This is a genomic window from Acidobacteriota bacterium, assembly GCA_016195325.1.
GTDB lineage: Bacteria > Acidobacteriota > Polarisedimenticolia > JACPZX01 > JACPZX01 > JACPZX01.
On sequence record JACPZX010000076.1, the window covers coordinates 1 to 22077 of the forward strand.

Annotated in this window: 20 protein-coding genes and 2 tRNA genes; 10 read left to right on the forward strand and 12 right to left on the reverse strand. The window is 69.8% G+C overall.

Features of this window, described 5'->3' with window-relative positions; all coding sequences use genetic code 11:
• The 3 genes from HY049_14040 to HY049_14050 all read right to left on the reverse strand — a co-directional run.
• Positions 1-389 (reverse strand): serine/threonine protein kinase (locus HY049_14040; protein ID MBI3450022.1); only part of this gene is annotated, 389 nt, incomplete at its 3' end.
• 34 nt (positions 390-423) lie between these two features.
• The gene (locus HY049_14045; protein ID MBI3450023.1) at positions 424-657 is read right to left on the reverse strand and encodes a type II toxin-antitoxin system HicA family toxin; all 234 of its coding nucleotides are present in this window, start codon (positions 655-657) and stop codon (positions 424-426) included.
• Entirely contained in the window at positions 645-956 is a 312-nt protein-coding gene (locus tag HY049_14050; GenBank protein ID MBI3450024.1) for a type II toxin-antitoxin system HicB family antitoxin, read from the reverse strand. The genes HY049_14045 and HY049_14050 overlap by 13 nt, the downstream gene beginning before the upstream one ends.
• A gap of 173 nt (positions 957-1129) precedes the next feature.
• Between HY049_14050 and HY049_14055 the strand changes: the two genes are divergently transcribed.
• Positions 1130-1204 (forward strand) — tRNA-Val (locus HY049_14055).
• A 13-nt stretch (positions 1205-1217) separates the two neighbouring features.
• On the opposite strand, the gene HY049_14060 is transcribed toward HY049_14055, so the two are convergent.
• Positions 1218-1940 (reverse strand): class I SAM-dependent methyltransferase, encoded by a 723-nt coding sequence (locus HY049_14060; GenBank protein ID MBI3450025.1) that lies wholly within the window; start codon positions 1938-1940, stop codon positions 1218-1220.
• A gap of 80 nt (positions 1941-2020) precedes the next feature.
• Here HY049_14060 and HY049_14065 point away from each other — a divergent pair.
• Positions 2021-2096: transfer RNA gene (locus HY049_14065), tRNA-Asp, on the forward strand.
• 11 nt (positions 2097-2107) lie between these two features.
• Here the strand turns inward: HY049_14065 and ppk1 are convergent.
• From ppk1 to HY049_14080, 3 genes are read right to left on the reverse strand one after another with little or no spacing between them, the layout of a single operon-like run.
• Positions 2108-4243 (reverse strand): polyphosphate kinase 1, encoded by a 2136-nt coding sequence (ppk1, locus tag HY049_14070; GenBank protein MBI3450026.1) that lies wholly within the window; start codon positions 4241-4243, stop codon positions 2108-2110.
• Positions 4240-5796, reverse strand: a complete 1557-nt coding sequence (locus HY049_14075; GenBank protein MBI3450027.1) for an HD domain-containing protein — start codon at positions 5794-5796, stop codon at positions 4240-4242. Before HY049_14075 ends, ppk1 begins: the two co-directional genes overlap by 4 nt.
• Complete coding sequence (locus HY049_14080) at positions 5789-7381, reverse strand: Ppx/GppA family phosphatase (protein MBI3450028.1); 1593 nt, start codon at positions 7379-7381, stop codon at positions 5789-5791. Before HY049_14080 ends, HY049_14075 begins: the two co-directional genes overlap by 8 nt.
• Before the next feature lie 170 nt (positions 7382-7551).
• Between HY049_14080 and HY049_14085 the strand changes: the two genes are divergently transcribed.
• Complete coding sequence (locus HY049_14085; GenBank protein MBI3450029.1) at positions 7552-8439, forward strand: CHAD domain-containing protein; 888 nt, start codon at positions 7552-7554, stop codon at positions 8437-8439.
• Between the two features lie 97 nt (positions 8440-8536).
• On the opposite strand, the gene HY049_14090 is transcribed toward HY049_14085, so the two are convergent.
• Positions 8537-8728 carry a hypothetical protein gene (locus tag HY049_14090; GenBank protein ID MBI3450030.1) on the reverse strand — a complete coding sequence of 64 codons (192 nt, stop codon included), beginning with the start codon at positions 8726-8728 and terminating at the stop codon, positions 8537-8539.
• A gap of 231 nt (positions 8729-8959) precedes the next feature.
• On the opposite strand from HY049_14090, the gene HY049_14095 reads away from it, so the two are divergent.
• Genes HY049_14095 through HY049_14105 form a run of 3 tightly spaced genes read left to right on the forward strand, consistent with a single transcriptional unit; the run spans position 8960 to position 14154 of the window.
• Positions 8960-11485, forward strand: coding sequence for a response regulator (locus HY049_14095; protein MBI3450031.1), 2526 nt, complete (start codon positions 8960-8962; stop codon positions 11483-11485).
• Positions 11486-11537: 52 nt separating this feature from the next.
• A complete protein-coding gene (locus tag HY049_14100; protein MBI3450032.1) occupies positions 11538-12167 on the forward strand; it encodes a polyisoprenoid-binding protein in 630 nt (209 codons plus the stop codon).
• A 37-nt stretch (positions 12168-12204) separates the two neighbouring features.
• Entirely contained in the window at positions 12205-14154 is a 1950-nt protein-coding gene (locus HY049_14105) for an ABC-F family ATP-binding cassette domain-containing protein (GenBank protein MBI3450033.1), read from the forward strand.
• Between the two features lie 12 nt (positions 14155-14166).
• Here HY049_14105 and HY049_14110 read toward each other — a convergent pair whose 3' ends face one another.
• Positions 14167-16275 (reverse strand): S9 family peptidase, encoded by a 2109-nt coding sequence (locus tag HY049_14110; GenBank protein MBI3450034.1) that lies wholly within the window; start codon positions 16273-16275, stop codon positions 14167-14169.
• 196 nt (positions 16276-16471) lie between these two features.
• On the opposite strand from HY049_14110, the gene HY049_14115 reads away from it, so the two are divergent.
• Positions 16472-17215 carry a CDP-diacylglycerol diphosphatase gene (locus tag HY049_14115; protein ID MBI3450035.1) on the forward strand — a complete coding sequence of 248 codons (744 nt, stop codon included), beginning with the start codon at positions 16472-16474 and terminating at the stop codon, positions 17213-17215.
• On the opposite strand, the gene HY049_14120 is transcribed toward HY049_14115, so the two are convergent.
• On the reverse strand, positions 17202-18350 hold the full coding sequence (locus HY049_14120) for a DUF3524 domain-containing protein (GenBank protein ID MBI3450036.1): 1149 nt from the start codon (positions 18348-18350) through the stop codon (positions 17202-17204). The genes HY049_14115 and HY049_14120 overlap by 14 nt on opposite strands.
• Before the next feature lie 256 nt (positions 18351-18606).
• Here HY049_14120 and HY049_14125 point away from each other — a divergent pair, with 256 nt between their 5' ends.
• Positions 18607-19194 (forward strand): cytochrome P460 family protein, encoded by a 588-nt coding sequence (locus HY049_14125; protein MBI3450037.1) that lies wholly within the window; start codon positions 18607-18609, stop codon positions 19192-19194.
• Positions 19191-19526 carry a PadR family transcriptional regulator gene (locus HY049_14130; protein MBI3450038.1) on the forward strand — a complete coding sequence of 112 codons (336 nt, stop codon included), beginning with the start codon at positions 19191-19193 and terminating at the stop codon, positions 19524-19526. The genes HY049_14125 and HY049_14130 overlap by 4 nt, the downstream gene beginning before the upstream one ends.
• A gap of 621 nt (positions 19527-20147) precedes the next feature.
• On the opposite strand, the gene HY049_14135 is transcribed toward HY049_14130, so the two are convergent.
• Positions 20148-20291 carry a hypothetical protein gene (locus HY049_14135; protein ID MBI3450039.1) on the reverse strand — a complete coding sequence of 48 codons (144 nt, stop codon included), beginning with the start codon at positions 20289-20291 and terminating at the stop codon, positions 20148-20150.
• 222 nt (positions 20292-20513) lie between these two features.
• A complete protein-coding gene (locus tag HY049_14140; GenBank protein ID MBI3450040.1) occupies positions 20514-20759 on the reverse strand; it encodes a hypothetical protein in 246 nt (81 codons plus the stop codon).
• Positions 20760-21160: 401 nt separating this feature from the next.
• Here HY049_14140 and HY049_14145 point away from each other — a divergent pair, with 401 nt between their 5' ends.
• A complete protein-coding gene (locus HY049_14145) occupies positions 21161-22042 on the forward strand; it encodes an FtsX-like permease family protein (GenBank protein MBI3450041.1) in 882 nt (293 codons plus the stop codon).
• Positions 22043-22077: the final 35 nt, after the last annotated feature.

Consider the following 22077-nt stretch of genomic DNA (forward strand, 5'->3'; position numbering starts at 1 on the left):
ACGCCATGCCGGTGCGCCTTGTCGAGCGCGTCGGCGATCTGGATCGCGACGCGCAGGAGCTCCTCGGTGGGGAGCGGGCCGCGCTCGAGCCGCGCGGCGAGCGTCTCCCCCTCGAGGCATTCCATGACGATGTAGTCCACGCCCTCCTGGCGGCCGACGTCGTGGAGCGTGCATATGTGCGGATGGTTGAGGCTCGAGACCGCCTTCGCCTCGCGCTCGAAGCGCGCGCGGATCTCGGGGTGCGCCGAGAGGTGCGCGGGGAGAACTTTCACCGCGACGTCGCGATCGAGCCGCGTGTCGCGCGCGCGGTAGACCTCGCCCATGCCGCCCGCGCCGAGCGGGGCGAGGATCTCGTACGGACCGAGGCGCTGTCCGGGGGTGAGGGGCATGGCGGACGAAACGTACATCAAAAGGTGCGGCAGATCAGCAGTGCCTCAGCGTCTCCAGGAACTCTTCGACCGACACGTCGAGAATCTTGCAAATGCTTCGGATGACTCCCGCGGTGATTTCGCGATGACGCGGAAGCACGATCGGTTCGGGAATTCCCGCGTTGACGTAAATACTGTGGCGACCGCCTTCTCTCGCCAGCCTGCAACCGTAGGCTCGCGTGAGCGCGCGCACGACCTTGTCGCGCGATTGCGGCGCTACATTCGGCATTCGTCAAGGTGTCGCTTGACGATCAGCGGGAGCGGAACTGGAAACGCAAACTCGCCACGGGGGACCTCGCGGGGAGGGTTCAACCTGGGCTTCCAGTGGTATTTCAGGAGCACGCGCTCGAGCGTACCGCGGGCAAGACAATCCTCGACGAAGAGCTGGGCGGCTTCCAGCAGGTTCGCCATCGCTTCGCCGTCCGTCTTGCCCTGTGTCACGACAGGAAGACCGATGCACTCGGCGACGTACCAGTTCCCCTCCGGTCGGATCGTGCCCTTCAGATAGAAGGTCACTTTGCGGACCATCGGTCGCCTCCGTTCTCTTGGTTGATGCCCGGGAATATACCGCTTGGTCACAGAGGCGGCAATGAACGCGGGGCGCGGGTACTCCCCGAACCGTTGTCCGGGGGTGAGGGGCATGGCGGACGAAAAGCTACACCAAACGGGGATAGAATCCCGCGTTGTTCGGCCCGCGCCGTGGGCGGTTAGCTCAGCGGGAGAGCATCTGCCTTACACGCAGAGGGTCGCTGGTTCAAATCCAGCACCGCCCACCAAGGCGCCGCCGGGTCACTCCGCCGTGAAGATCAGGAAGTACTGGTACGGCAGGAAGTCCGGCTGCTTCGCGAGGCGCCACCCGATCTTCGTCAGCTCCGCGATCACGAACTCCGGCGCGAGCTTGTGCTCGGCCGGCGGGCCGACGGGGAGATCGCCGGGCTTGAAGTCGACGATAGCGAGGCGGCCGCCCGGGCGCACCGACTTCTTCAGGCGCTGGAAATAGTCGAGCCGGTTGTCGATGTGGTGGTACGTGTCGCAGACGAGAATGGCGTCGACGCCGCCGGCCGAGATCTCCGGATTCGATGGCTCCGCGAGAATCGCGACGACGTTCGGCGTCTTTTCCGTCACGGCGCGCTCCTTCATGTGCGAGACCATCGAAGGCTCGACGTCGATCGCGTAAACGCGACCCGAGGCGCCGACAGCCGCGGAAAGAAACCGATTGAAGTACCCGGTCCCCGCCCCGATGTCCGCGACGGCGCCGCCGGATGCGAGGCCCAGCGCCCTCACGACGTCGTCGGGCTTCTGCCACGCCGCTCGGGCCGGGTCATCGAAGCGCGCGACCCACTCCGCCGCGTTCTCGAAGCGGTGGTGCATCGTGGCGTCGTCGTTGTCGTCCGAGTGGTGGTTGGGATCGTGCGGAGCGCTCACGTCGGTCGTCTCCGGCAGGGCGAAGGCGGCCGCCCAGAGGAGGGCGGCGGCGCTGCATAGTAATAAGGTAGGGATCCGGCGCGTCACGGCAGAAGCGTCCTCGTCGGAAATTGGCACCCGAAAGGGGCTGTGCTAGGATACCGCCTTCCTTGGCACGTCTCGGGCGCGGGGTTGTAGTGAAGGGGTTATCACGCCGGCCTGTCAAGCCGGAGATCGCGGGTTCAAATCCCGTCGACCCCGCCACCTGAGAGCCTTCAAGCCTTCACCTCGGGAGCCGTCAACGGCTCGAGCGTCAGCCCTGACGCCGACTTCGCCCGGTCTCGCGCCTTCTGCGCCTCCCGGTAGATGTGGATCTGCGCCCTGAAGGGCTCGTCCCCCTTCCCGGCGCGGCGCCGCTTGTAGACGCCGTCGGCCTGGAGCCAGCGCGCCTTCACGTTGTCCTGGAACATCGCGTCGAGCGCCGCGAGGACCTTTTCCCGCCCTTCCGCCGAATCGACCGGGAAGAGCAGCTCGATGCGCCGGTCCATGTTCCGCGGCATCCAGTCGGCGCTCGAGAGGTAGATCTCCTCGTCGCCGCCGTTCCTGAAGTAGAAGACGCGCGCGTGCTCGAGGAAGCGATCGACGACCGACACGACGTCGATCAAGTCGCTCGTCCCCTTCATGCCGGGGCGGAGACAGCAGATCCCGCGCACGTTCAGCCGCACGCGCACGCCGGCCTTCGACGCGTCGTAGAGGGCGCGGATGATGTCCTCGTCCACGAGCGCGTTCATCTTCGCGCGGATCTCCGCCGCCTGCCCCGACTCGGCGCGCCGCTGCTCGCGGCGGATGAGATCGAGGAACCGATCGCGGAGGTTCGTCGGCGCCATCGCGAGCTTCTTCATGCGCGGCGGGTCGGAGTAGCCGGTGAGCGCGTTGAAGAAGGCCGAGGCGTCCTCGCCGATGTCGCGGTCGGCGGTCATGAGGCCGAAGTCGGTGTAGAGGCGCGCCGTCCGGTCGTTGTAGTTCCCGGTGCCGAGGTGGACGTAGCGCCGGATCCCCTGCCGGCCGCGCCGCACCACGAGGCAGATTTTGCTGTGCGTCTTGTAGCCGCGGATGCCGAAGATGACGTGCGCGCCCGCCTCCTCGAGGCTCCGCGCCCAGCGGATGTTCGACTGCTCGTCGAAGCGGGCCATCAGCTCGACCAGGACCGTCACCTGCTTCCCGCGCTCCGCCGCGCGCGCGAGCGCGCGCACGACCGGCGAGTCGCCGCTGGTGCGGTAGAGGGTCTGCTTGATCGCGAGGACGTCGGGGTCGTCGGCTGCGCGCGAGACGAAGGCGACGACCGGATCGAACGACTCGTACGGGTGGTGGAGGACGATGTCCCGCTCGTCGAGGACGGCGAAGAGGTCATCGCGGTCCTGGACCTCGGTGATGGGGAGGGGCTTGAGCGGCGCGTCGCGCAGATCCTCGAGGGCGGGCAGATCGACGAGGGGGAGGAGGCCTCTCACGTCGAGCGGGCCCGCCACGCGGTAGACGTCGGCGGGCTCGACGCCGAAGCTCGCCGAGAGCCTCGCCAGCAACACCTCGCCGGCCTTCGACTCGACCTCGAGGCGCACGACGCGGCTCTGCCGCCTCTTGCGGAGCTCCTCTTCGATCGCCTTCACGTAGTCGCGCCCGCCCTCGTCGTCGAGATCCAGCTCGGAGTCGCGCGCGACGCGGAAGGCGGTCCACTCGAGGATCGCCTGCCCGGGGAAGAGGCTCGGGAGCTCGGAGCAGATGATCTCCTCGATCCACGCGTACGAGTTCCCGTCACCGCCCGCGAGGCGGATCATCCTCGGGAGACGCGAGGGAACCTGAACCACGGCGAGCCTCGGGAGCTCCTCCCCCTCGGCCGGCGCGAGGAGCAGCGCGAGGTTCAGCGACAGGTTCGCGAGCATCGGGAAGGGGCGCGAGGCGTCGATGGCGAGGGGGGTGAGGACCGGCAGGACCTCGTCCCTGAACCAGCGCGACACGAATTCCTTCTGGGGCGGTTCGAGCTGCCCGAAGGCGAGGAGGCGGATCCCGCGCTGGGCGAGCGCCGGGAGGATCTCCTCCATCAGGTTCTTGTAGAGCGCGTCGACGATCGCGTGCGACTGCTCCGCGATCAGGAGGAGCTGCTGTCCCGGCGTGAGTCCCGCGACGTCGGGGCCGGTGTCTTCGTCGGCCACCGCCTGCTTCAGCCGGGCGACGCGCACCATGAAGAACTCGTCGAGATTGCTCGCGACGATCGCGGCGAACTTCAGGCGCTCGAGGAGGGGGGTCGCGGCGTCGCGCGCCTCGTCGAGGACGCGGGAGTTGAACTCGAGCCACGACAGCTCGCGGTTCAGGAAGAGCTCGGGGTGCCTCTTTCTCGATTTCGCCGTCGGCGTCATGCCTGCACCCACGCCTCCCGGAACGCGAGCTTCCGCCCGAACACCTCGACGAAGAGATCGGCGCGCGACTGGCACGCCAGTCGCTCCATCGTCAGGTCGCCCGCTCCTTCGACTTCGATGACACAGGAATCGTGCTCCATGATCGCACGGACGTCCCGGACTTTCTGCAGATGGTCGGCATCGAGGGCATTGGCGAGCCTCAGGATGGCGGCGAGCTTGTTCACGGTGACCCGGGTGCCGCGGTCGAGCGCCATGTAGGGGAGGTGGCTTCTTTGCGGCAGAGCTCTCCGGTGATATCGGGCGACGTTGCTGACCACCTCGAGGTCGTCGCGCGACAGGCCGAAGATCTCCGAGGCCATGAGGATGTACTGGCCGTGCTTGTGGTGGCCGCGGAGCCCGACGAAGATCCCGATGTCGTGGAGCAGCCCGGCGACCTCGATCAGGAGGCGGTCGCGCGAGGACAGGCCGTGCTCGCCGGCGAGATCGTCGAAGAGCCGCGTCGCCAGGTGCGCGACGTTGCGCGCGTGCGGCGCGTCGTAGTGGTACTTCTCGCCGAGCGCCGCCGCCGACGCCAGGACCTGCCGGCGAAGCTCCTCGAAGGCGTGCCCCTCCTCGGCGCGGACGACGTCGAGGAGAAGCCCGTACCGCAGCGACGCCTCGGGGACGGTCACGCTCTGCGCCGCCGTCTCGGCGAGGATCTCCCGGTAGGCCAGCAGGGCCGGCACGAACGTCTCCGCGTCGGCCAGGGAGAGGTGGTAGCTCTCGACGAGCTTCTCGACGTCCTCCTCGATGGCGCGGTCCGCGAAGGCGAGGAAGGCCTCGCGTCCCACGGATCGGATCTTGAGATCCGTGCCGGGGTCGTCGAGGATGCGCGCGGCCGCGAAGCGGACGTCGGAGCCGAGGGCGATGAAATGCGTCGCCTCGCCGAGCGGCATCTCCTGGCGGATGTCGTCGACGACGTTGTGGATGTGGCGGCGCAGCAGGCGCGTCCGCCGGTCGTGGCTTCCGTGCCACGCGGCGACGCTCTGGCGCATGCGGATCGATCCGAGCGCGTACGTTCCGGAGCGGATCGGCTCCCCCTTCCGGAGGAAGGAGATGTCGGCGCTTCCGCCGCCGACGGCGACGAGGAGCGCGTTCCCCGAGGTCAGCGACTCGTGCCCCTTGAGCCCCTCGCGCACTCCCATGTACGTGAGGCGGATCTCCTCCGACCCGTTGATCACCTCGACGTCGATCCCGGTGCGGAGCCGCACGCGATCGAGGAACGAGTCGCAGTTGCTCGCCTCGCGGACGGCGCTCGTGCCGACGGCGCGGCTCGACGTGACGCCGTAGCCGTCCATGATCCGCTTGAAGCCGTCGAGAGCCTTGAGCGTCGCCTCGATCGTGGCGGCGCCGATCCGTCCGTGGGTGAAGGTGTCCTTCCCGAGCAGGACGCCGCGCGAGGCGTCCTCGAGGATTCGAATCGCCCCGCCGGGGTCCAGCTCCGCGACGAGGAGGCGGATCGAGCTCGCCCCCATGTCGATCACCGCGACGACCCGGGGGGTCCCGTCACCCATGACGGGTCTCCCGGCGCGCGAACCGCCGGACGTTGCCCGCCTCGGCGGGGGCTCTCGCGTCCTCGAGCCTGACCGGGACGCCCAGCGTCTCGGCGATCAGATCGAGGCGCCGCCGCGCCCCCCACATCTCGAGCTCGACGTCCCCCGTGGCCAGGCAGACGACCAGGACCGCGCCCCTTCGCGGCTTCACGGTGACGGAGCGCACGGTCTGGCGGTGGCTCCGGTCGAGGGCGTCGGCGAGCTTCAGGAAGCCCGCGAGGATCCGGACGATGCGCCGCGACGGCGCGGGAAGCGATCCGAAGCCCACGTGCTTTCGCCGGGGGGTCCCGCGGCGGTGGTAGCGGGCGACGTTCGCGAGGATCTCGATCTCCTCGGGGGTGAAGCCGCGGAGATCGCCGTTCTTGATCAGGTAGTACGAGTGGCGGTGATGGCGGATGTGCGAGATGTGATGCCCGACGTCGTGCAGGAGCGCGGCGTACTCGAGGATCGACCGCTCGCGCTCGGCGAGGCGATGCCGCTTCTTCGTCCCGTCGAAGATCGAAAGGGCCAGCCCCGCGACGTGGCGCGAGTGGGCCTCGTCGTAGAGGCAGCGCTCCGCGAGCTCGACGACGCTGCGGCGGCGGACGTCCGGGTACTCTTCGGCGCGCGCGAGCGTCTTCGGATGCCGGGTCACGTAGTTGAGCACCACCCCCTCGCGAAGACCCCACTCGCAGAGCGTGATCTCGCGGGCGCCCACCGCCCTCAGGATGGTGTCGAGCAGGATGACGCCCGGCACGATGATGTCCGCCCTTTCGGGATCGAGGCCCCGGAGCCTGAGCCGCTCCTTGAGGCCGAGCGCGACGAGACGCCGCCGCACGGCGTGCACGCTGTCCGCCCTCACGCTCAGGTGGTGCAGCGTCTCGGTGCGCGCCCCTCCCTCGTGCTCGTGGGCGAGCTGTCCGAGGGAGAGGATGGTCCCCGAGGTGCCGACGACGCATTCGAAACCCGCCTGGCGGATCTTCGCGACGTGGGGTGCGATCGCGTCCTCGACGTGCTTCTCGATGCGCCGCTCGTCGCGGGGCGAGAGAGGATCGGTCGTGACGTACGTCTCGCCGAGGCGCAGCACGCCGAGCTTCTCCGAGAAGACCATGTCGGGGCGCGTCAGAGAGCCGAGCGCCAGCTCCACGCTGCCGCCGCCGATGTCGAGGAGGAGGGTCTTCTTCCCCTCGAGGTGGATGCTGTGGAGCGCGGAGAGGTAGATCAGCCGCGCCTCCTGCTCGCCGGAGATCGCGCGGGGCCAGAGTCCCGTCTCCCGGCCGATCCTGTCGAGGTAATCCTCGCCGTTTCCCGCCTCGCGGATCGCCGACGTCGCGACCGCGATCACCTTGTCGACCCCGTGCGTCACGGTGAGCCGCTTGTACGCGCGGAGGACGTCGAGCCCCCGCCGCATCGCCGCCGCGGGAAGCTGGCCGCGCGAGAGGGTGCGCGCGCCGAGCCGGACCATGTCTTTCTCGCCGGCGACGACGTGGAACGCACCGGTCGCCCGCGTCTCGGCGACGATGAGATGGAAGGAGTTGCTCCCGAGATCGATGGCGGCGATTTTCATTCCTGCGCGGCGCTCCGGGGCGGCCGTGCCCTCACGCGGACGGATCCCCATCGGGAGAGTACAGGCGGCCGCGGGGCGCGGCAAGCCGGGGCGCGCCTCCGGCTTGAGCCCCCCGCTCCGTTCGTGGTAGCGTTCCCGCAACTCGACCCTTCACATCGACGGAGTCCCCCGTGTCCCGACCCGCCATCCCCTTCGGCGACCGGATCAGGCCTCTCCTCGAGGCGCGCGTGCAGGTTCTCTACCGGAACCTCCCGCGGGCGCTCGCCGGGGACGAGGAGCCCATCCACGAGATCCGCGTCTCGGGACGCCGGCTGCGCGCGGCGCTGCCCTTGATGGCGCCGAAGCCTGAAGGGCGAAGAGTGCGGCGGGCCATCCGGACGCTGAAGGAGATCGTGCGCGCCGCCGGGCGCAGCCGCGACCTCGACGTCTCGGTGGCGCTCTTCGAGCGCCGGCTGTCGAAAGCTCCCCGCCGTCCCGACGAGGCGTTGCTGCTGAAGCGGCTGAAAGCCGCGCGGGCCCGAAGCCGGGTCCGGATCGGCGGGAGCCTCCTCGATCTCGACATCGCGGCGCTCCGCCGCGACCTGCGCGAGGTCCTCATTCGCGGGGGGGCGCCGCTCGTCGTCGTCCGCGAGCGCCTCGGGATCGATCGGGAGCGGGAGGGGCCGGAGGTCATTCAGGAGATTCAGTCCCTGGGCGCCCGGTTCGAGCCGGTCGATCTCCATCGGCTCCGTCGGCGGATCCGCCTCATGAGGTATCTCACGGAGGTCGGCGCGTCGATCGGCGATGATCCCGCCGAGTCGCCGAAGGAGCTCAAGGCCCTCCAGGATCAGCTCGGCCTCGTTCACGACGCGCACGTCCTGGGGGTCTGGCTCGAATCGCAGGAGGCGTCGGCGACGAAGGCCGGCCGCCCGCAGCTTGCCGCCGCCGCGGCGCGCGCCCGGCGCGCGTTCCTCCTGATGGCGCGGGCGCGTCACCGGGACTTCCTGAGCGCTGTGCCTGCCGACGTGATCAGGCGGGCTCTGCGTCTCGAGGAGGCCCGGGGTACCGCCGTTTCGTGACGACCTCGCCTGGAAGGGGCGACCCCGCGATCGCGGCGGGGTGAGGCGCACCGTGATCGCGGGTGGAGTCCGAGCTATCGGGTCTTTCCGGATCGCGTCAGTGCGTGATGCAGCAGCAGCACGACCCGCTGAACCTGCCGTGCGCGTCCTTGCACGCCTTGAGGACGCCCGGCGTCGGGTCGCAAGGGTTGTCCACGGCAGCGGCGGGTGTGACCATCGCGGCCATGGCGGCGATCGCGACGAAACCAGCCGCGACGAGAGCCAGAATCCAGGCGTTTCGCTTCTTCATGTGTCTCCCTCCAGAGGTTTCGCCCACGCCCTCCAGGCGTCGGGCGGTTGACAGTGTGGCGTAAGCCTACCGGGGTTGCGGCTCAAGTCAACGAAAATCGTCCATCGGCTCAAGTTCCCGCCTGAGGGATCCGATTCACCCGCTGAACGGCCACCGGGCTGCACGGCGGGGGTGGCGTGCGCCCCCGCGACGCGGTCCGCATGCATCGGCCCCTCGCCACCAGTGAGGTTCATGTCCAACGTAAGCCCGTCGTCCCCGGGAGGCGCCGAATCCCCCGACCGGTGTGCCGACTTCTACCGCACGCTCGTCGAGAGCGCGCCGGACATCATGTTCCGGGTCGACGGGCAGGGGGCCTGGACGTTTCTCAACCCCGCGTGGAAGGAGATGACGGGGTTCGAGATCGAGGAGAGCCTCGGACGGAATTTCCGCGAGTTCATCCACCCCGACGAGCGCGGCGCCCCCGGCCTCGGGCGCTCTCTCGCCGACTGGCAGGCCGCGGGGTGGCGGCGCGCGTATCGATTCTTCTCGGGCACCGGGGGATTCCGGTGGCTCGAGCTGGCCGCCCGTCCGATCCTCGACGACGCCGGCGCCGTCTGCGGCGCCTCAGGCACCCTCAAGGACGTGACGGAGGCGCGCGAGGCCGAGGACGCGCTGCGCCGGTACGTCGACGAGATCGCCGACCATCGTGACCGGTTCGAGGCGCAGGCGGCCCAGCTCACGCGCCAGGCGGCGGAGCTGGCCGAGGCGCGCGACGTCGCCCTGGAGGCGACGCGGGCCAAGAGCTCGTTTCTCGCGACGATGAGCCATGAGATCCGCACGCCGATGAACGGCGTCATCGGCATGACCGGGCTCCTCCTCGGCACCGAGCTGACCGGCGAGCAGCGCGAGTACGCCGAGGTGATCCGCCAGTCGGGGGACGCGCTCCTCACCCTCATCAACGACATCCTCGACTTCTCGAAGATCGAGGCGGGGCGCATGACGCTCGAGCGCATCGACGTGGACCTGCGCGAGGCGGTCGAGGAGGTGGCCGACCTCTTCGCCCAGGCGGCGGAGGCGAAGGGGCTCCACCTCGGATGCTTCGTCGATCCCATGATCCCCTCGACGGTGCTCGGCGATCCCGGCCGGCTGCGGCAGATCCTCAGGAACTACGTCGGCAACGCCGTGAAATTCACGCACTCGGGCGGCATCTCGATGAGGATGGTCCTCCAGTCGCGGACGGAACGGCACGTCGTCATCCGGTGCGAGGTCGAGGACACCGGCCTCGGGATCCCGCGCGAGCGGCTCCCGCTCCTCTTCCGATCGTTCACCCAGGTCGACGCGTCGACGACGCGGCGGTTCGGCGGGACCGGGCTCGGCCTCGCGATCGCGAAGCAGCTCACCGGCCTCATGAGCGGCGACGTCGGCGTCGAGAGCGAGGAGGGGGAGGGCTCCACCTTCTGGTTCACCGCGGGGCTCGACATCGCGGAGGGTGCGGCCGCCGGGCGGCCCGAGTCCCCGTCGCTCCAGGGGCGGAAGGTGCTCGTCGCCTGCGCCGCCGAGGGAGCGCGCGGGACGATCGTCGCCCAGCTCACGGCGTGGGGATGCGCGGCGGAGGGGGCCGGCGACGGCGCCTCGCTCGCCGCGGCCCTCACGGCCGCTCGCGCGTCGGGCGCTCCGTTCCAGGACGTTCTCGTCGAGGACGATCCCCCCGCGATGGACGCCTCCGCCATGATGGGGGCGCTTCGCTCCGATCCGGTTCACGCGACGGCGCGCGTCGTCGCGATATTCCCCTGGTCGCGCGCCGGGGCGGCCGACGCGCTCGTGAAGTCCGGTCTCGACGGCTGGATCACGCGCCCGGTGAAGCCGTCGCAACTCTGGAGGCAGCTCGTGAAAGATCGCAGCGTCGGGTCCTCGCAATCCCCTTCGGCCGCCCGCGTCACCCCGGCCATGGTCGCCGAGGGGCGCACCCGCGCGGCCGGCCGCCGCATCCTCCTCGCCGAGGACAACCTCGTGAACCAGAAGGTCATGGTCCGGCTGCTCGAGAAGGCGGGGTGTCTCTGCGACGTCGCCGCGAACGGCGCGCTGGCCGTCGAAGCGATTCAGAAGTCCACGTACGACGTCGTCCTCATGGACTGCCAGATGCCGCAGATGGACGGCTTCGAGGCGACCGGTGCGATCCGCGAGCGGGAGAGGCAGATCCTGCTGGGGGAGATCGAGCCTGCCGTGGAGACAGCGGAGGACGGAGTGCCGCGCGTGGAGCGGATCCCAATCATCGCGCTGACCGCCAACGCGCTTCCCGGGGACAGGGAGCGCTGCCTCGCAGCCGGGATGGACGACTACCTGACCAAGCCCGTGGTCCCCGACGATCTGTTCGCCTCGCTGAACCGATGGCTTCCGGAGCGCGAGGCCCCCGCGGCCGCACCGCTCGTGCCGGCCTTTTGCCCCGAGGACGCGCTCCGTCAGCTCGAAGGGGAACGGGATCTCCTCGTCGAGCTGATCGGCATCTTTCTCCAGGAGTGCCCCGCGCGGCTCGCCGAGATCCGCGAGTCGGCCACGTCGCTCGATCGCGACGGGCTCCGGAAGTCGGCGCACGGGCTCAAGGGATCCGCGAGCCAGATCGCCGCGCACGCCATCCGCCAGGCGGCGGCGGATCTCGAGCTGATCGCGCGCGAGGACCGGATGGCCGAGGCGTCGCGGGCTCTCGCCGCTCTCGAGGAAGCGGTCGCCCGGACGACGCCCGTCCTCGACGGGTGCCGCGAGAGCGTCCCGGCCCGCTGAAGCGCCACACCCGGCAGGCACGCTTCTTCCGCGCCTGCTAGGATCGGTCCCCATGAGAACTCACGCCTCCGCGCTCGTCCTCTCCCTCGTCCTCGCCTCCGGATCCGCCGTCGCCGACGTCGAGAACTACAGGATCGACCCCGGGCACTCGAGCGTCGGCTTCAAGGTCCAGCACATGCTCTCGAAGGTGCCGGGCCGCTTCATGAAGTACTCCGGGACGATCGCCGTCGATCCGAAGGATCTCGCCACCGCGAAGATCGCCGTGGAGATCGACCCGGCGTCGATCAACACCGACAACTCCGGCCGCGACGAGTCGGTCCGGTCCGCCGAGTTCTTCGACGTCGAGAAGTTTCCGAAGATGGCGTTCGAGAGCACCTCCGTCGTGCCGACCGGAGCGACGCACGCCGCCGTGAAGGGGAACCTCACGCTCCACGGCGTGACGAGGCCGGTCGAGCTCGACGTCGAGATCCTCGGCTTCGCCGCGGATCCCTGGGGGGGCTACCGGGCGGCCTTCGAGGCGAAGGGGGTCATCAACCGGAAGGACTTCGGGATGACGTGGAACAAGGTCCTCGACAGCGGCGGCCTCCTCGTCGGCGAGAGCGTCGAGATCGATCTGAACGTCGAGGCGGTGCGCCAGGGCGCCGCGGCTCCGGCGAAGGCCGGCGCGAAGTCGGGACGCTGATCGAAGGCAGCCAGGGCGCGCGGGCTTCGGATCTCCGATGCTGAGGGCGAGCGGCCTGACGAAGGCCTACGGCGCGTTCGACGTCTTCGAAGGCGTGGACCTGGGGCTCCCCCCGCGATCGCGATGGGGGCTGGTCGGCGCCAACGGAGCCGGCAAGACGACGCTCGTGCGCATCCTCGCGGGGCTCGAGGAGCCCGACGCGGGGCGCGTCGATCGCCCGGGCGGCTCCACCATCGCCTACCTCCCGCAGGAAGGGACGCGCGGCCTCGCCGCGCCACCGCGCGAGGAGGGGACGCTGCTCGAGGCCATCCTCTCCCCGTTCACCGAGATCGCGGCGATGGAGGCGGAGATGGTGCGCCTCCACGAGCGGATGGCGGAGGACGGGGGCGATCTCGACGCGCTCACCGCGCGGCTCGGCGACGTCCAGCATCGGTTCGAGGCCCTCGGCGGCTTCAACCTCGAGGCCGAGGCGAAGATCATCCTCACCGGCCTCGGCTTCGATCCGGCCGACGCCGCGCGCCCGCTCGCCGAGTTCTCGGGGGGGTACCGGATGCGAGCGCTCCTCGGCTCGCTCCTCCTGAGGCGCCCCGATTACCTCCTCCTCGACGAGCCGACGAACCACCTGGACCTCGACGGCGTCGCGTGGCTCGAGTCGTACCTCTCGCGTCTCACGTCGGCCGTGGTCGTCGTCTCGCACGACCGCCTCTTCCTCAACCGCGTCGTCGAGTCGATCGCCGAGCTGGAGCGCGGGAAGATCCGCACGTACCGCGGCGGGTACGACGCCTACCGCGCCGAGAAGGAGGCGCAGCGCGATCGCGCCGAGGCGGCGGCCGGGAGGGAGAAGAAGCGCGAGGCCGAGGTGCGGCGGTTCATCGATCGCTTCCGGTACAAGGCGACGAAGGCGCGCCAGGCCCAGTCGCGGATCAAGATGCTGGAGAAGGCCGAGCGCACGGAGGTCCCGGCCGACGAAATCACGTGGGGGTTCCGCTTCCCCCGTCTCACGCCGGCGCCGAGGTTCGTCCTCCGCGCCGAGAACGTCGTCAAGTCGTACGGGCCGCGCCGCGTTCTCGACGGCGTCGGCCTCGTGCTCGAGCGCGGGGATCGCGTCGCGGTCGTCGGGCCGAACGGATGCGGGAAGTCGACGCTCTTGAAGATCATCGCGGGGATGGGTCTGGCCGACGACGGCGAGATCCGCCTCGGCGACGGCGTCGTCACCCGGTTCTTCGCGCAGCACGTCGTCGAGACGCTGACCCCCGGCCGCACGGTGCTCGAGGAGCTCCAGGAGACGGCCCCCTCGCGCAAGACGGGGGATCTGCGCTCGCTCCTCGGCATCTTCCAGTTCTCGGGCGACGACGTCTTCAAGAAGGTGGAATCGCTGTCGGGGGGGGAGAAGAGCCGCCTCGCGCTCGCGCGCCTCACGCTCGACCCCGGCCATCTCCTGGTCCTCGACGAGCCGACGAACCACCTCGACTTCGCCTCCCGCGAGGCGCTCGAGGAGGCGATCAACGACTACGAGGGGACGGTTCTCTTCGTGTCGCACGATCGCTACTTCATCAACCGCGTGGCCAGCCGCGTGGCCGCCTTCGACGCCGGCAGGGTGTGGACCGTCGAAGGGGACTACGACGTCTACGCCGCCGAGGCGTCGGCGCGCGCGGATCGGGCCCGCGAGGCGTCGGGGGCGGGGGGCGCGGGCGCGGCGCCGGGCCGGCGCCGCGACGAGCGCCGCGTCACCGCCGAGTCGCGCAACGAGCGCAACCGTGCGCTCCGCACCCTCCGCCGGGACGTGGCGTCGATCGAGGAGTCGATCGCCTCGCACGAGAAGCGGCTGAAGGAGATCGCGTCGATTCTCTCGGACCCGGCGACCTATCGGAGCGAGGGGGTGGCCGAGGGGCTCGGGCGGGAGCAGAAGGCGCTCGAGGCGGCGCTCCCCGATCTCATGCGCCGCTGGGAGACGGCCTCCGCGGCGCTGCACGACGCGGAGATCTGAGCGCGCGCAGGCTCAGCCTTTCAGCCACCTGTCGAGCCAGCCGATCACCGTCTCGTGCCAGAGGATGCTGTTCTTCGCCTTCAGCACCCAGTGGTTCTCGTCGGGGAAGTAGAGGAACATCGAGGGGATCCCGCGCCGCTGCAGCGCGGTGAAGGCGGAGAAACCCTCGGTCTCGGGGAGCCTGTAGTCCTTCGCGCTGTGGACGACCAGCATCGGCGTCTTCCAGTTCGAGACGTACCGGTCCGGCGACCATTTCTCGTAGAGCTCCGGGTGCTCGTACGGCGTGCCCATGTACTCCCACTCGGGGAACCACAGCTCCTCGGTCGCATAGTACGAGGCGTACTCGTCCATCGCGCCGTCATGGCTCACGAGGCACTTGAACCTGTCCGTGTGGCCGGCGATCCAGTTGACCATGTAGCCGCCGTAGGAGGCCCCCGCCGCTCCCATGCGCGTCCCGTCCACCCACGCGTAGCTCGCCAGGACGTGGTCGAGCCCCTTCATCAGGTCGTCGTAGGGCTTGCCCCCCCAGTCGCCGTTGATCCCGTCGGTGAAGGCCTGGCCGTACCCCGTCGAGCCGCGCGGATCGATCGCCACGGTCGCGTAGCCGGCGCCCGCGTACGCCTCGGGGTTCCACCGGTAGTGAAAGTGGTCCTCCCACGATCCCTGCGGCCCGCCGTGAATGAGGAACGCGAGCGGGTACTTCGAGCCTTCCTTGAAGTCGACGGGCCGGAAGATCCAGCCGTGCACCTTCGTGCCGCCCGCTCCGGCGAACCAGAACTCCTCGCCGGCGGAGAGGCGGGCCGAAGCGAGCCGGTCGTCGTTGGCGTGCGTGAGACGCCTGAGATCCGTCCCGTCGAGCCGGGCGGTGAAGATCTCGGCCGGGGACGTCAGCGAATCCTGGGCGAAGACGATGCGGCCGGCGCCGGGCCCGCCCGAGGCCATCACCGGGGCGACCCCCGAGTTGTAGTGATCCGCCACGATCGTGGTGATCTTCGACGTGGCCGGGTCGATCGAGAAGACGCGCTGCCGCGCGGTGTCGGTGGCGGTGACGAGGAGAGCCTTCCCCCCCGGAGCCCAGGCGAGCGATCCCGCGGAGCGGTCCCACCCCTCGGTGAGCACGCGCCGCTTTCCGTCACGACGGTCGTAGAGGACGACGCGCTGGCGGTCGGCCTCGTAACCGGGGCGCTGCATGGCGAGGTACGCGATCGACGATCCGTCCGGGGCGTAGGCCGGGGCAGTGTCGGTGGCGGCGTTCTCCTTCGTCACGCACGTGAGGGGGCCGCCCGTCGCCGCCACGGTGTAGATGTTGGAGTCGGTGCTCCACCCCGGATTCGACGACATGTTCGAGGTGAACGCGATCTCCTTCCCGTCGGGGGACCACGCGAACTCCTCCGCTCCGCCGAACGGCTTCGTGGGTGCGTCGAAGTCGAGGCCCTGGAGGAGATCGACCGGCGCGCCGGCCGCCGCCGGAGGCATCAGGGGTCTCAGCGGCAGCGTGAAGATGTGCCCGCGCTTGCCGTCGAACCATGTGTCCCAGTGCCGGATCATCAAATGGGTGAAGGTCCGGGCCTTCACGGGGCTCGCCGCCTTCTCGTCGTCGCGCTTCGCGGTGCAGGCGAGATCGGGGCAGTCGGGGTAGACGTCGGCCGTGAAGGCGATGCGGCTCCCGTCGGGTGACCAGGCCAGATTGTCGACATCGACCGGCAGCGCCGCGATCGGCGTCGCCTCGCCGCCATCGATGGCGATCGACCAGATCTGCGAAGAGCCGCCGCGCGTCGAGGTGAAGGCGATGGAGCGCGAGTCCGGGGACCATGTCGGCGAGGAGTCCGTCACGTGCGGCGCGCTCGTCAGGTGCCGCACCGATGAGCCGTCGAGAGCGGCGAGCCACAAACTGGTCGAGTTCTTGTTGGCGGCCTCGTCCCAGACTCTCTTCGTGTAGACGGCCCACCTTCCGTCCGGCGAAGGCTTCGGGTCGCCCAGGCGCTCCATCGCCACCATGTCGCGCACGGAGAAGGGGTGGGTCTCGGCCGCTGCGGGGGGGGCGAGGGCGAGCGAAAGTGAAGCGGCCAGACCCGCGGCCGCTGCGCGAGTCGACAGGGACAGGACGGGGCGCGTCGGCATGGAATCCTCCGGATGGGCTGATGGCGGAGCGAGCGGGGCGAGTCTACCACCCCGCCCGTGGGGCTTCCCCGCCCCGGCGCGCACCGAACGCGACACATTCTTACCGCGGCCGGCTTGCGGCGGCGCCACGAAAGGCCGATATTTCAACCGGAATCTCGTGGCCCGCGAAGGGTTCCTGGGTGAACCGGAGCACGTCATGCAAGGAATCAGCGAACGCTCAACGGTTCGGACCGCCGCGTGGCTCGCCGCCCTCGGCGCCTCCTTGTTCGTCACGGTGACGACGTCGACGTGGGCCGGCTCCGGGAAATGCTCCGGCCGCGAGTCGGACCCCGACTGCGTCCTCTACCTCATCACCCGCAAGTGCCTCGACACGTCGGCCGCGGAGTACTGCGATGCCTGCCCCTACCCGCGCTCGGGGTACTGCCCGGCGACTTCGACCTGCGAGTCGACGACCGAGCTCTGGACCGGAACGGCGCACTACGTCGCGATCCGCGACAACACCGCGTGCGCCTGTCCCCAGGTGATCCACGGGCTCGTGATCCCCACGGGGGCGATCACGGGGGTCGAGGATCCCGACCGCCCGGCGTCGATCTGGAAGTTCGCGTGGGCCGTCGCGGAGGCGGCCGGCCTCGGGGATCAGGACGCGGTGTTGATCGTCAATCCCCCGGAGCACCGGACGCAGAACCAGCTCCACATCCACGTCCTCCCGCTCGACCTCTCGAAGCGGACGGCGCTCGAAGCGACGCCGAAGATCGACATCCCGGATCTGGCGGCCGTCTGGACGAAGGCCGACGGTCTCGCGGCTGAAAGCGGTCTCGCGTCGTACGGCATCGTGGTCCACAGGAGCGGTGCGGCGTGGCACCTGCACGTCGCCAACGCCGGGCTCACCGACGCGTACTCGCGCCTCCCCGAGTGCTCGCGGCCCGTCAGGAAGCGCTGATCGAGCCCGTTGACGCCAGCTCCGCGATCCACCGATCCCACGTCGAGACGACGCCCGGCAGATCGTGCGCGCGGATCCTCTCCCGCATGGGCGCGAGCCGCGTCTCCGCCTCCTCGCGCGGGCCGACGGCGATCGACAGGAGAGCCGCCGCCCGATCGGGGATCTCCGCCGGGTCGTCGTAGAGGACGCGGTCGTCTCCCCCCGCCAGCGCGGGGTAGGCGAGACGGCGCGGGAGGATCGGCAGGCATCCGAGGTGGATCGCCTCCATCACGCTCACGCCGAAGAACTCGTGCCGCGACGTCGAAACCACCACCGCGCAGCGCGAGACGAGCTCCAGGTACTCCCGCCGCGATTCGACGAACCCCCACCGCTCGATCCGCTGCGCCAGCCTCCCGCGCGCGGCGTCGAAGATCGCCGGCTTGGTCCGGTATGTCTGCCCGACGACCACCAGGCGGAAATCGGGGGCCTCGCCCCGGCGCGCGCGCGCGGCGAGCGTCTCCATCGCCGTGAAGAACTCTCCGGGCGCGCGGTCCTCCTCCCAGCGGTGGTTCCAGAGAATCCACGGCTGCCTCTCCGGCCGTCGCGCGGCGTCCATCGCGGCGAGATCGAGCGGCAGTCCGAGGACCGACGCGCGATCGAGAAGACGGGGAGCGATGCGCTCGGGACGGAAGTCGGGCATGAGGCGCACCAGCTCCTCGGCCCCGGCGACGAAGCTGTCGCGGTGGAACTCGCTGTTGAACACGACCCGGTCGGCGGCGAGCGCCGTGTAGAGGTTCGCGAGGCCGAAATGGATGTCGCGCAGGTCGGAGGAAGGCGTCGGGTACGTCAGCTGGTTCTCGTGGAAGAAGACGATGGCGCCGAGGGGACTCGGGAAATGATCGCGCGTGAGAGCCAGGAACTCGGGAAGGTTCAGGAAATCGGTCGTGACGAGCACGCCGGCCGGGGGGCCCGCGAGGGCGCGGACCTGGGGCTCGAAGGCGAGAGCGGCGCCGCGCATCCGCCATTTCCACTTGCGCGGCGGAAGGGACAGGAGCGTGACGTCGTGGCGCGACCGATCGCGCAGGGCCTCGGCGAGCGCCCGGTGGGAGGCGGTGTGGTAGGGATCGAGATAGAGGACGCGCGCCCGCTCGCTCACGCGACGAGAGTAGCGCGAAGGCCGGGTCGCCGCGCGGACCGGGACCGGACACGCCCTGCCCGGAATCGGACACCACAAATCGCCGTCCGGCGCGGGATCCCGCCTCGGGAGGCCTCGATCGCCGGGCACGTGCCTTGCTCCTCTCGACCGTCGACAACTGGGTCGATCCGGCATGACGGCATGGGGAATCGGCGCGATGGCGAACGTTGGGCGATTTCGGGGGTGGATGGCTCTGGCCCTCGCGACGGCGGCCGGGATGATCGCGTTCGCTCTTCCGGTGGGCGGCAGGGCCGGGCCCCCTTCCGCCGGCGCGACGTTCACCTCCGCGAACGCCCTCGTCTTCCCCGCGAACTACCGCGAGTGGATCTACCTCAGCTCGGGGCTCGGCATGACGTACCGGAAGCCGGGGGAGGCGCCGTCCCATGAGCCCTCGTTCGACAACGTCTTCGTGAACCCCGAGGCCTACCGAGAGTTCTCGAGATTGGGGCGCTGGCCCGACGGGACGATCTTCGCCCTGGAGGTCCGCGCCTCGCAGACGCACGGGTCGATCAACGAAGGGGGAAGATTTCAGCGGAAGCTGATGGACGTCGAAACCCACGTGAAGGACGCGCGCTTCCCGGGCGGGTGGGCCTTCTTCGCGTTCGAAGCCGCCGGGGGATCCCCTCCCCCCGCACCGGCGCTGCCACGCTCGGCGGCCTGCTACGGCTGCCACGGCGAGCACGGCGCGGTCGAGGAGACCTTCGTGCAGTTCTACCCGACTCTCCTTCCGATCGCGTCGGCGCGCCGCACGCTCAGACCGGGGTTCGATACCGTCACGTTCGATCAGGGAGCGCCGAATCCATGAGCACCGCCTCGCGTCCGGACCTGCTGCAGGGAACGCTCGATCTCCTCATCCTGCGGACGGTGGCCCTCCAGCCGATGCACGGCTGGGGGATCTCCCAGCGAATCCAGCAGGTCTCCCGGGACGTCCTCCGCGTGAACCAGGGCTCGCTCTACCCGGCGCTCCATCGTCTCGAGGGGGCCGGCTGGATCGACGCCGAGTGGGGGAGCACCGACGCCAACCGGCAGGCGAAGTTCTACAGGATCACAGCGTCCGGCCGGAGGCGCCTCGTCGAGGAGACGGAGAACTGGCGCCGGATGGCCGAGGCGATCGGGCGCGTCCTGAGCGTTGTGTAGGGGATTCGCCATGTGGAACCGGATTCTGGGAGCGCTTCGATCGATCGCGCATCGCCGTGAGCGCGAGGGGGAGTTGGATCGCGAGATCCGCTTCCACCTCGAGATGGAGATGAGCGAGAACGAGAAGAGAGGCATGGGGCCGAAGGAGGCCCGGGAGGCGGCGTTGAGGCGATTCGGCGGCGTGGATCAGGTGAAGGAGGAGGTCCGGGACTCCTGGGGCGTGCGCTTCCTCGACACGCTCTTCCAGGACGTCCGCTTCGCACTCCGCAACCTCCGCAAGACTCCGGGGTTCGCCGCCGTCGTGCTGCTCACGCTCGCCCTCGGCATCGGAGCGAACACGGCGATGTTCAGCGTCATCAACGGCGTCCTCCTCCGCTCGCTCCCCTACGCGAACGGAGATCACATCGTCGTGCTCAGCCAGCCGGCGAAGGGAATCCAGTCCGAGGACGTCGGCTTCTCCCCCAAGGAGATCGCCGATTACCGGGCGCAGAGCCGCACGCTCGATCAGGTCGTCGAGTACCACTCGATGAGCTTCAACCTGTTCGGACGCGGGGAGGCGCAGCGCGTGCAGACCGGCGTCGTCTCGGCCAACTTCTTCGAGGTGCTGGGGGTGCGCCCCCTTCACGGCCGCACCTTCATCGACTCGGACGACACGGCCGGCGCGGAGCCGGTGCTCGTGCTCAGCCACGAATACTTCCAGAAGGCGTTCGGCGGCGACCCGGCGATCGTCGGCCAGACCTTCGAAATGAACGACAGGCCCCACACGGTGATCGGCGTCCTCCCTGCATTTCCGCAGTATCCGAACGAGAACGATGTCTACATGCCCAGCTCCGCGTGCCCGTTCCGATCGAATCAACACACAATCGACAACCGCCAGGCCCGGATGCTGAATGTCTTCGGGCGCCTCAAGCCGGGAGCGACGGTCGAGGAGGCCCAATCCGATGTCTCGCTGATCGCCTCGCAGCTTGCGGCGGCCTACCCCAAGGATTATCCCGCGTCGGACGGCATGTCGGCGAAGGCAGGGAACCTGAAAGAGGAGCTGGTCGAGAGGGCCCGGCCCACGATCCTCATCCTCTTCGGGACGACCGCCTTCGTGCTCCTCCTGGTGTGCGCCAACGTGGCGAACCTCATGCTCGCCCGGGCGTCGGGGCGCGAGCGGGAGCTGTCGCTGCGGATGGCGCTCGGCGCCGGGCGCGCGCGCCTGATCCGCCAGCTCCTGACGGAGAGCGCCATCCTCGGTGACGGGCCTCCTCTTCGGGCTGGTCCCCGCGCTCGCGAGCCGTCCCGCGCTCGCGACGGCGATCAACAGCGGCGGTCGCGCCGGCGGCGGCGCGAGGCTTTCGTTCGGCACGCGCAACGCCCTCATCGTCTCGCAGGTCGCCATCTCGTTCATCCTCCTGACCGGCGCGGGCCTGATGGTCCGGAGCTTCATGCGCCTCGAGCGCGTCGATCCGGGCTTCGACCCCCGGAACGTGCTCGCCGTCAACGTCCCCCTCAACTGGAGCAAGTACAAGGACACGAAATCGCGGCTTGGTTTCTTCCGGCCGCTCGTCGAGGAGGTGGCCGCCCGGCCCGGCGTGATGTCGGTCGCGATCACGCAGTCGGTGCCGCTCGACGAGTCGCAGCCGTACAACGTGGCCCTCGTCGTCGAGGGTCAGGCCGTCGCTCCGGACGCGCCGAAGCCCCAGGTCGACTTCGAGGTCGTGAGCCGGGACTTCTTCAAGACCATCGGCACTCCGCTTCTCCGGGGCCGGACGTTCATCGACACGGACGATGAATCGGCCCCGAAAGTGGTCCTCGTCAACGACGTCATGGCGCGGCACCACATCCAGGGGGGGGAACCGATCGGCCGCCGGATCTCCCTGAACGGCGGCGACGACTGGCGGACCATCGTCGGCGTCGTCGGGAACGTGAAGCAGTTCACGCTCGACAAGGAGTCGACCGAGCAGGTCTACATCCCCTTCCTGCAGGCGGCGCGCGGGGGGACGCTCCTCGTGCGGACCGCCGGCGACCCCTGGGCTCTCGCGGGCCCGATCCGGGGGATGATCCACCGCCTCGACGAGAAGCAGCCGGTCGGCCGCGTCAGCACCCTCGAGCAGCTGAAGTCCGACACCCTCGCCTCGCCCCGCCTCACGGCGACGCTGATCGGCCTCTTCGCCCTCCTCGCCCTCGTCATCACCACCGCGGGCATCGTCGGCGTCGTCTCGTACTCCGTCAGCCAGCGCACCCAGGAGATCGGCGTCCGCATGGCCCTCGGCGCCGATCGCGCCACGGTGATCCGGATGGTCCTTCGCCAGGGGCTCATGCCCGTTCTCGTCGGTCTCGCCACGGGCGTCACGGGGGCGCTCGCGCTGACCAAGCTGATCGCGAGGTTCCTGTTCGACGTCGCCCCGACCGATCCGATCACGTTCGCGGGCGTCGTCCTCGCCCTCGTCGCCGCCGCAGCGCTCGCGTGCTGGCAGCCCGCGCGCCGCGCCGCCGGGATCGAGCCGATGCTGGCGCTCCGGAGCGACTGAGCGGCGCTTGAAACCGCGTCGCGGCCGGCGCGTAA

Bases quoted from the DNA above. Each gene is read 5' to 3' on its own strand.
- HY049_14045 (MBI3450023.1), bottom strand. From the start codon at position 657: ATGCCGAATGTAGCGCCGCAATCGCGCGACAAGGTCGTGCGCGCGCTC.
- HY049_14050 (MBI3450024.1), bottom strand. From the start codon at position 956: ATGGTCCGCAAAGTGACCTTCTATCTGAAGGGCACGATCCGACCGGAG.
- ppk1 (MBI3450026.1), bottom strand. From the start codon at position 4,243: ATGACGCCGACGGCGAAATCGAGAAAGAGGCACCCCGAGCTCTTCCTG.
- HY049_14075 (MBI3450027.1), bottom strand. From the start codon at position 5,796: ATGGGTGACGGGACCCCCCGGGTCGTCGCGGTGATCGACATGGGGGCG.
- HY049_14080 (MBI3450028.1), bottom strand. From the start codon at position 7,381: ATGAAAATCGCCGCCATCGATCTCGGGAGCAACTCCTTCCATCTCATC.
- HY049_14090 (MBI3450030.1), bottom strand. From the start codon at position 8,728: ATGAAGAAGCGAAACGCCTGGATTCTGGCTCTCGTCGCGGCTGGTTTC.
- HY049_14095 (MBI3450031.1), top strand. From the start codon at position 8,960: ATGTCCAACGTAAGCCCGTCGTCCCCGGGAGGCGCCGAATCCCCCGAC.
- HY049_14100 (MBI3450032.1), top strand. From the start codon at position 11,538: ATGAGAACTCACGCCTCCGCGCTCGTCCTCTCCCTCGTCCTCGCCTCC.
- HY049_14105 (MBI3450033.1), top strand. From the start codon at position 12,205: ATGCTGAGGGCGAGCGGCCTGACGAAGGCCTACGGCGCGTTCGACGTC.
- HY049_14110 (MBI3450034.1), bottom strand. From the start codon at position 16,275: ATGCCGACGCGCCCCGTCCTGTCCCTGTCGACTCGCGCAGCGGCCGCG.
- HY049_14115 (MBI3450035.1), top strand. From the start codon at position 16,472: ATGCAAGGAATCAGCGAACGCTCAACGGTTCGGACCGCCGCGTGGCTC.
- HY049_14125 (MBI3450037.1), top strand. From the start codon at position 18,607: ATGATCGCGTTCGCTCTTCCGGTGGGCGGCAGGGCCGGGCCCCCTTCC.
- HY049_14130 (MBI3450038.1), top strand. From the start codon at position 19,191: ATGAGCACCGCCTCGCGTCCGGACCTGCTGCAGGGAACGCTCGATCTC.
- HY049_14140 (MBI3450040.1), bottom strand. From the start codon at position 20,759: ATGGCGCTCTCCGTCAGGAGCTGGCGGATCAGGCGCGCGCGCCCGGCG.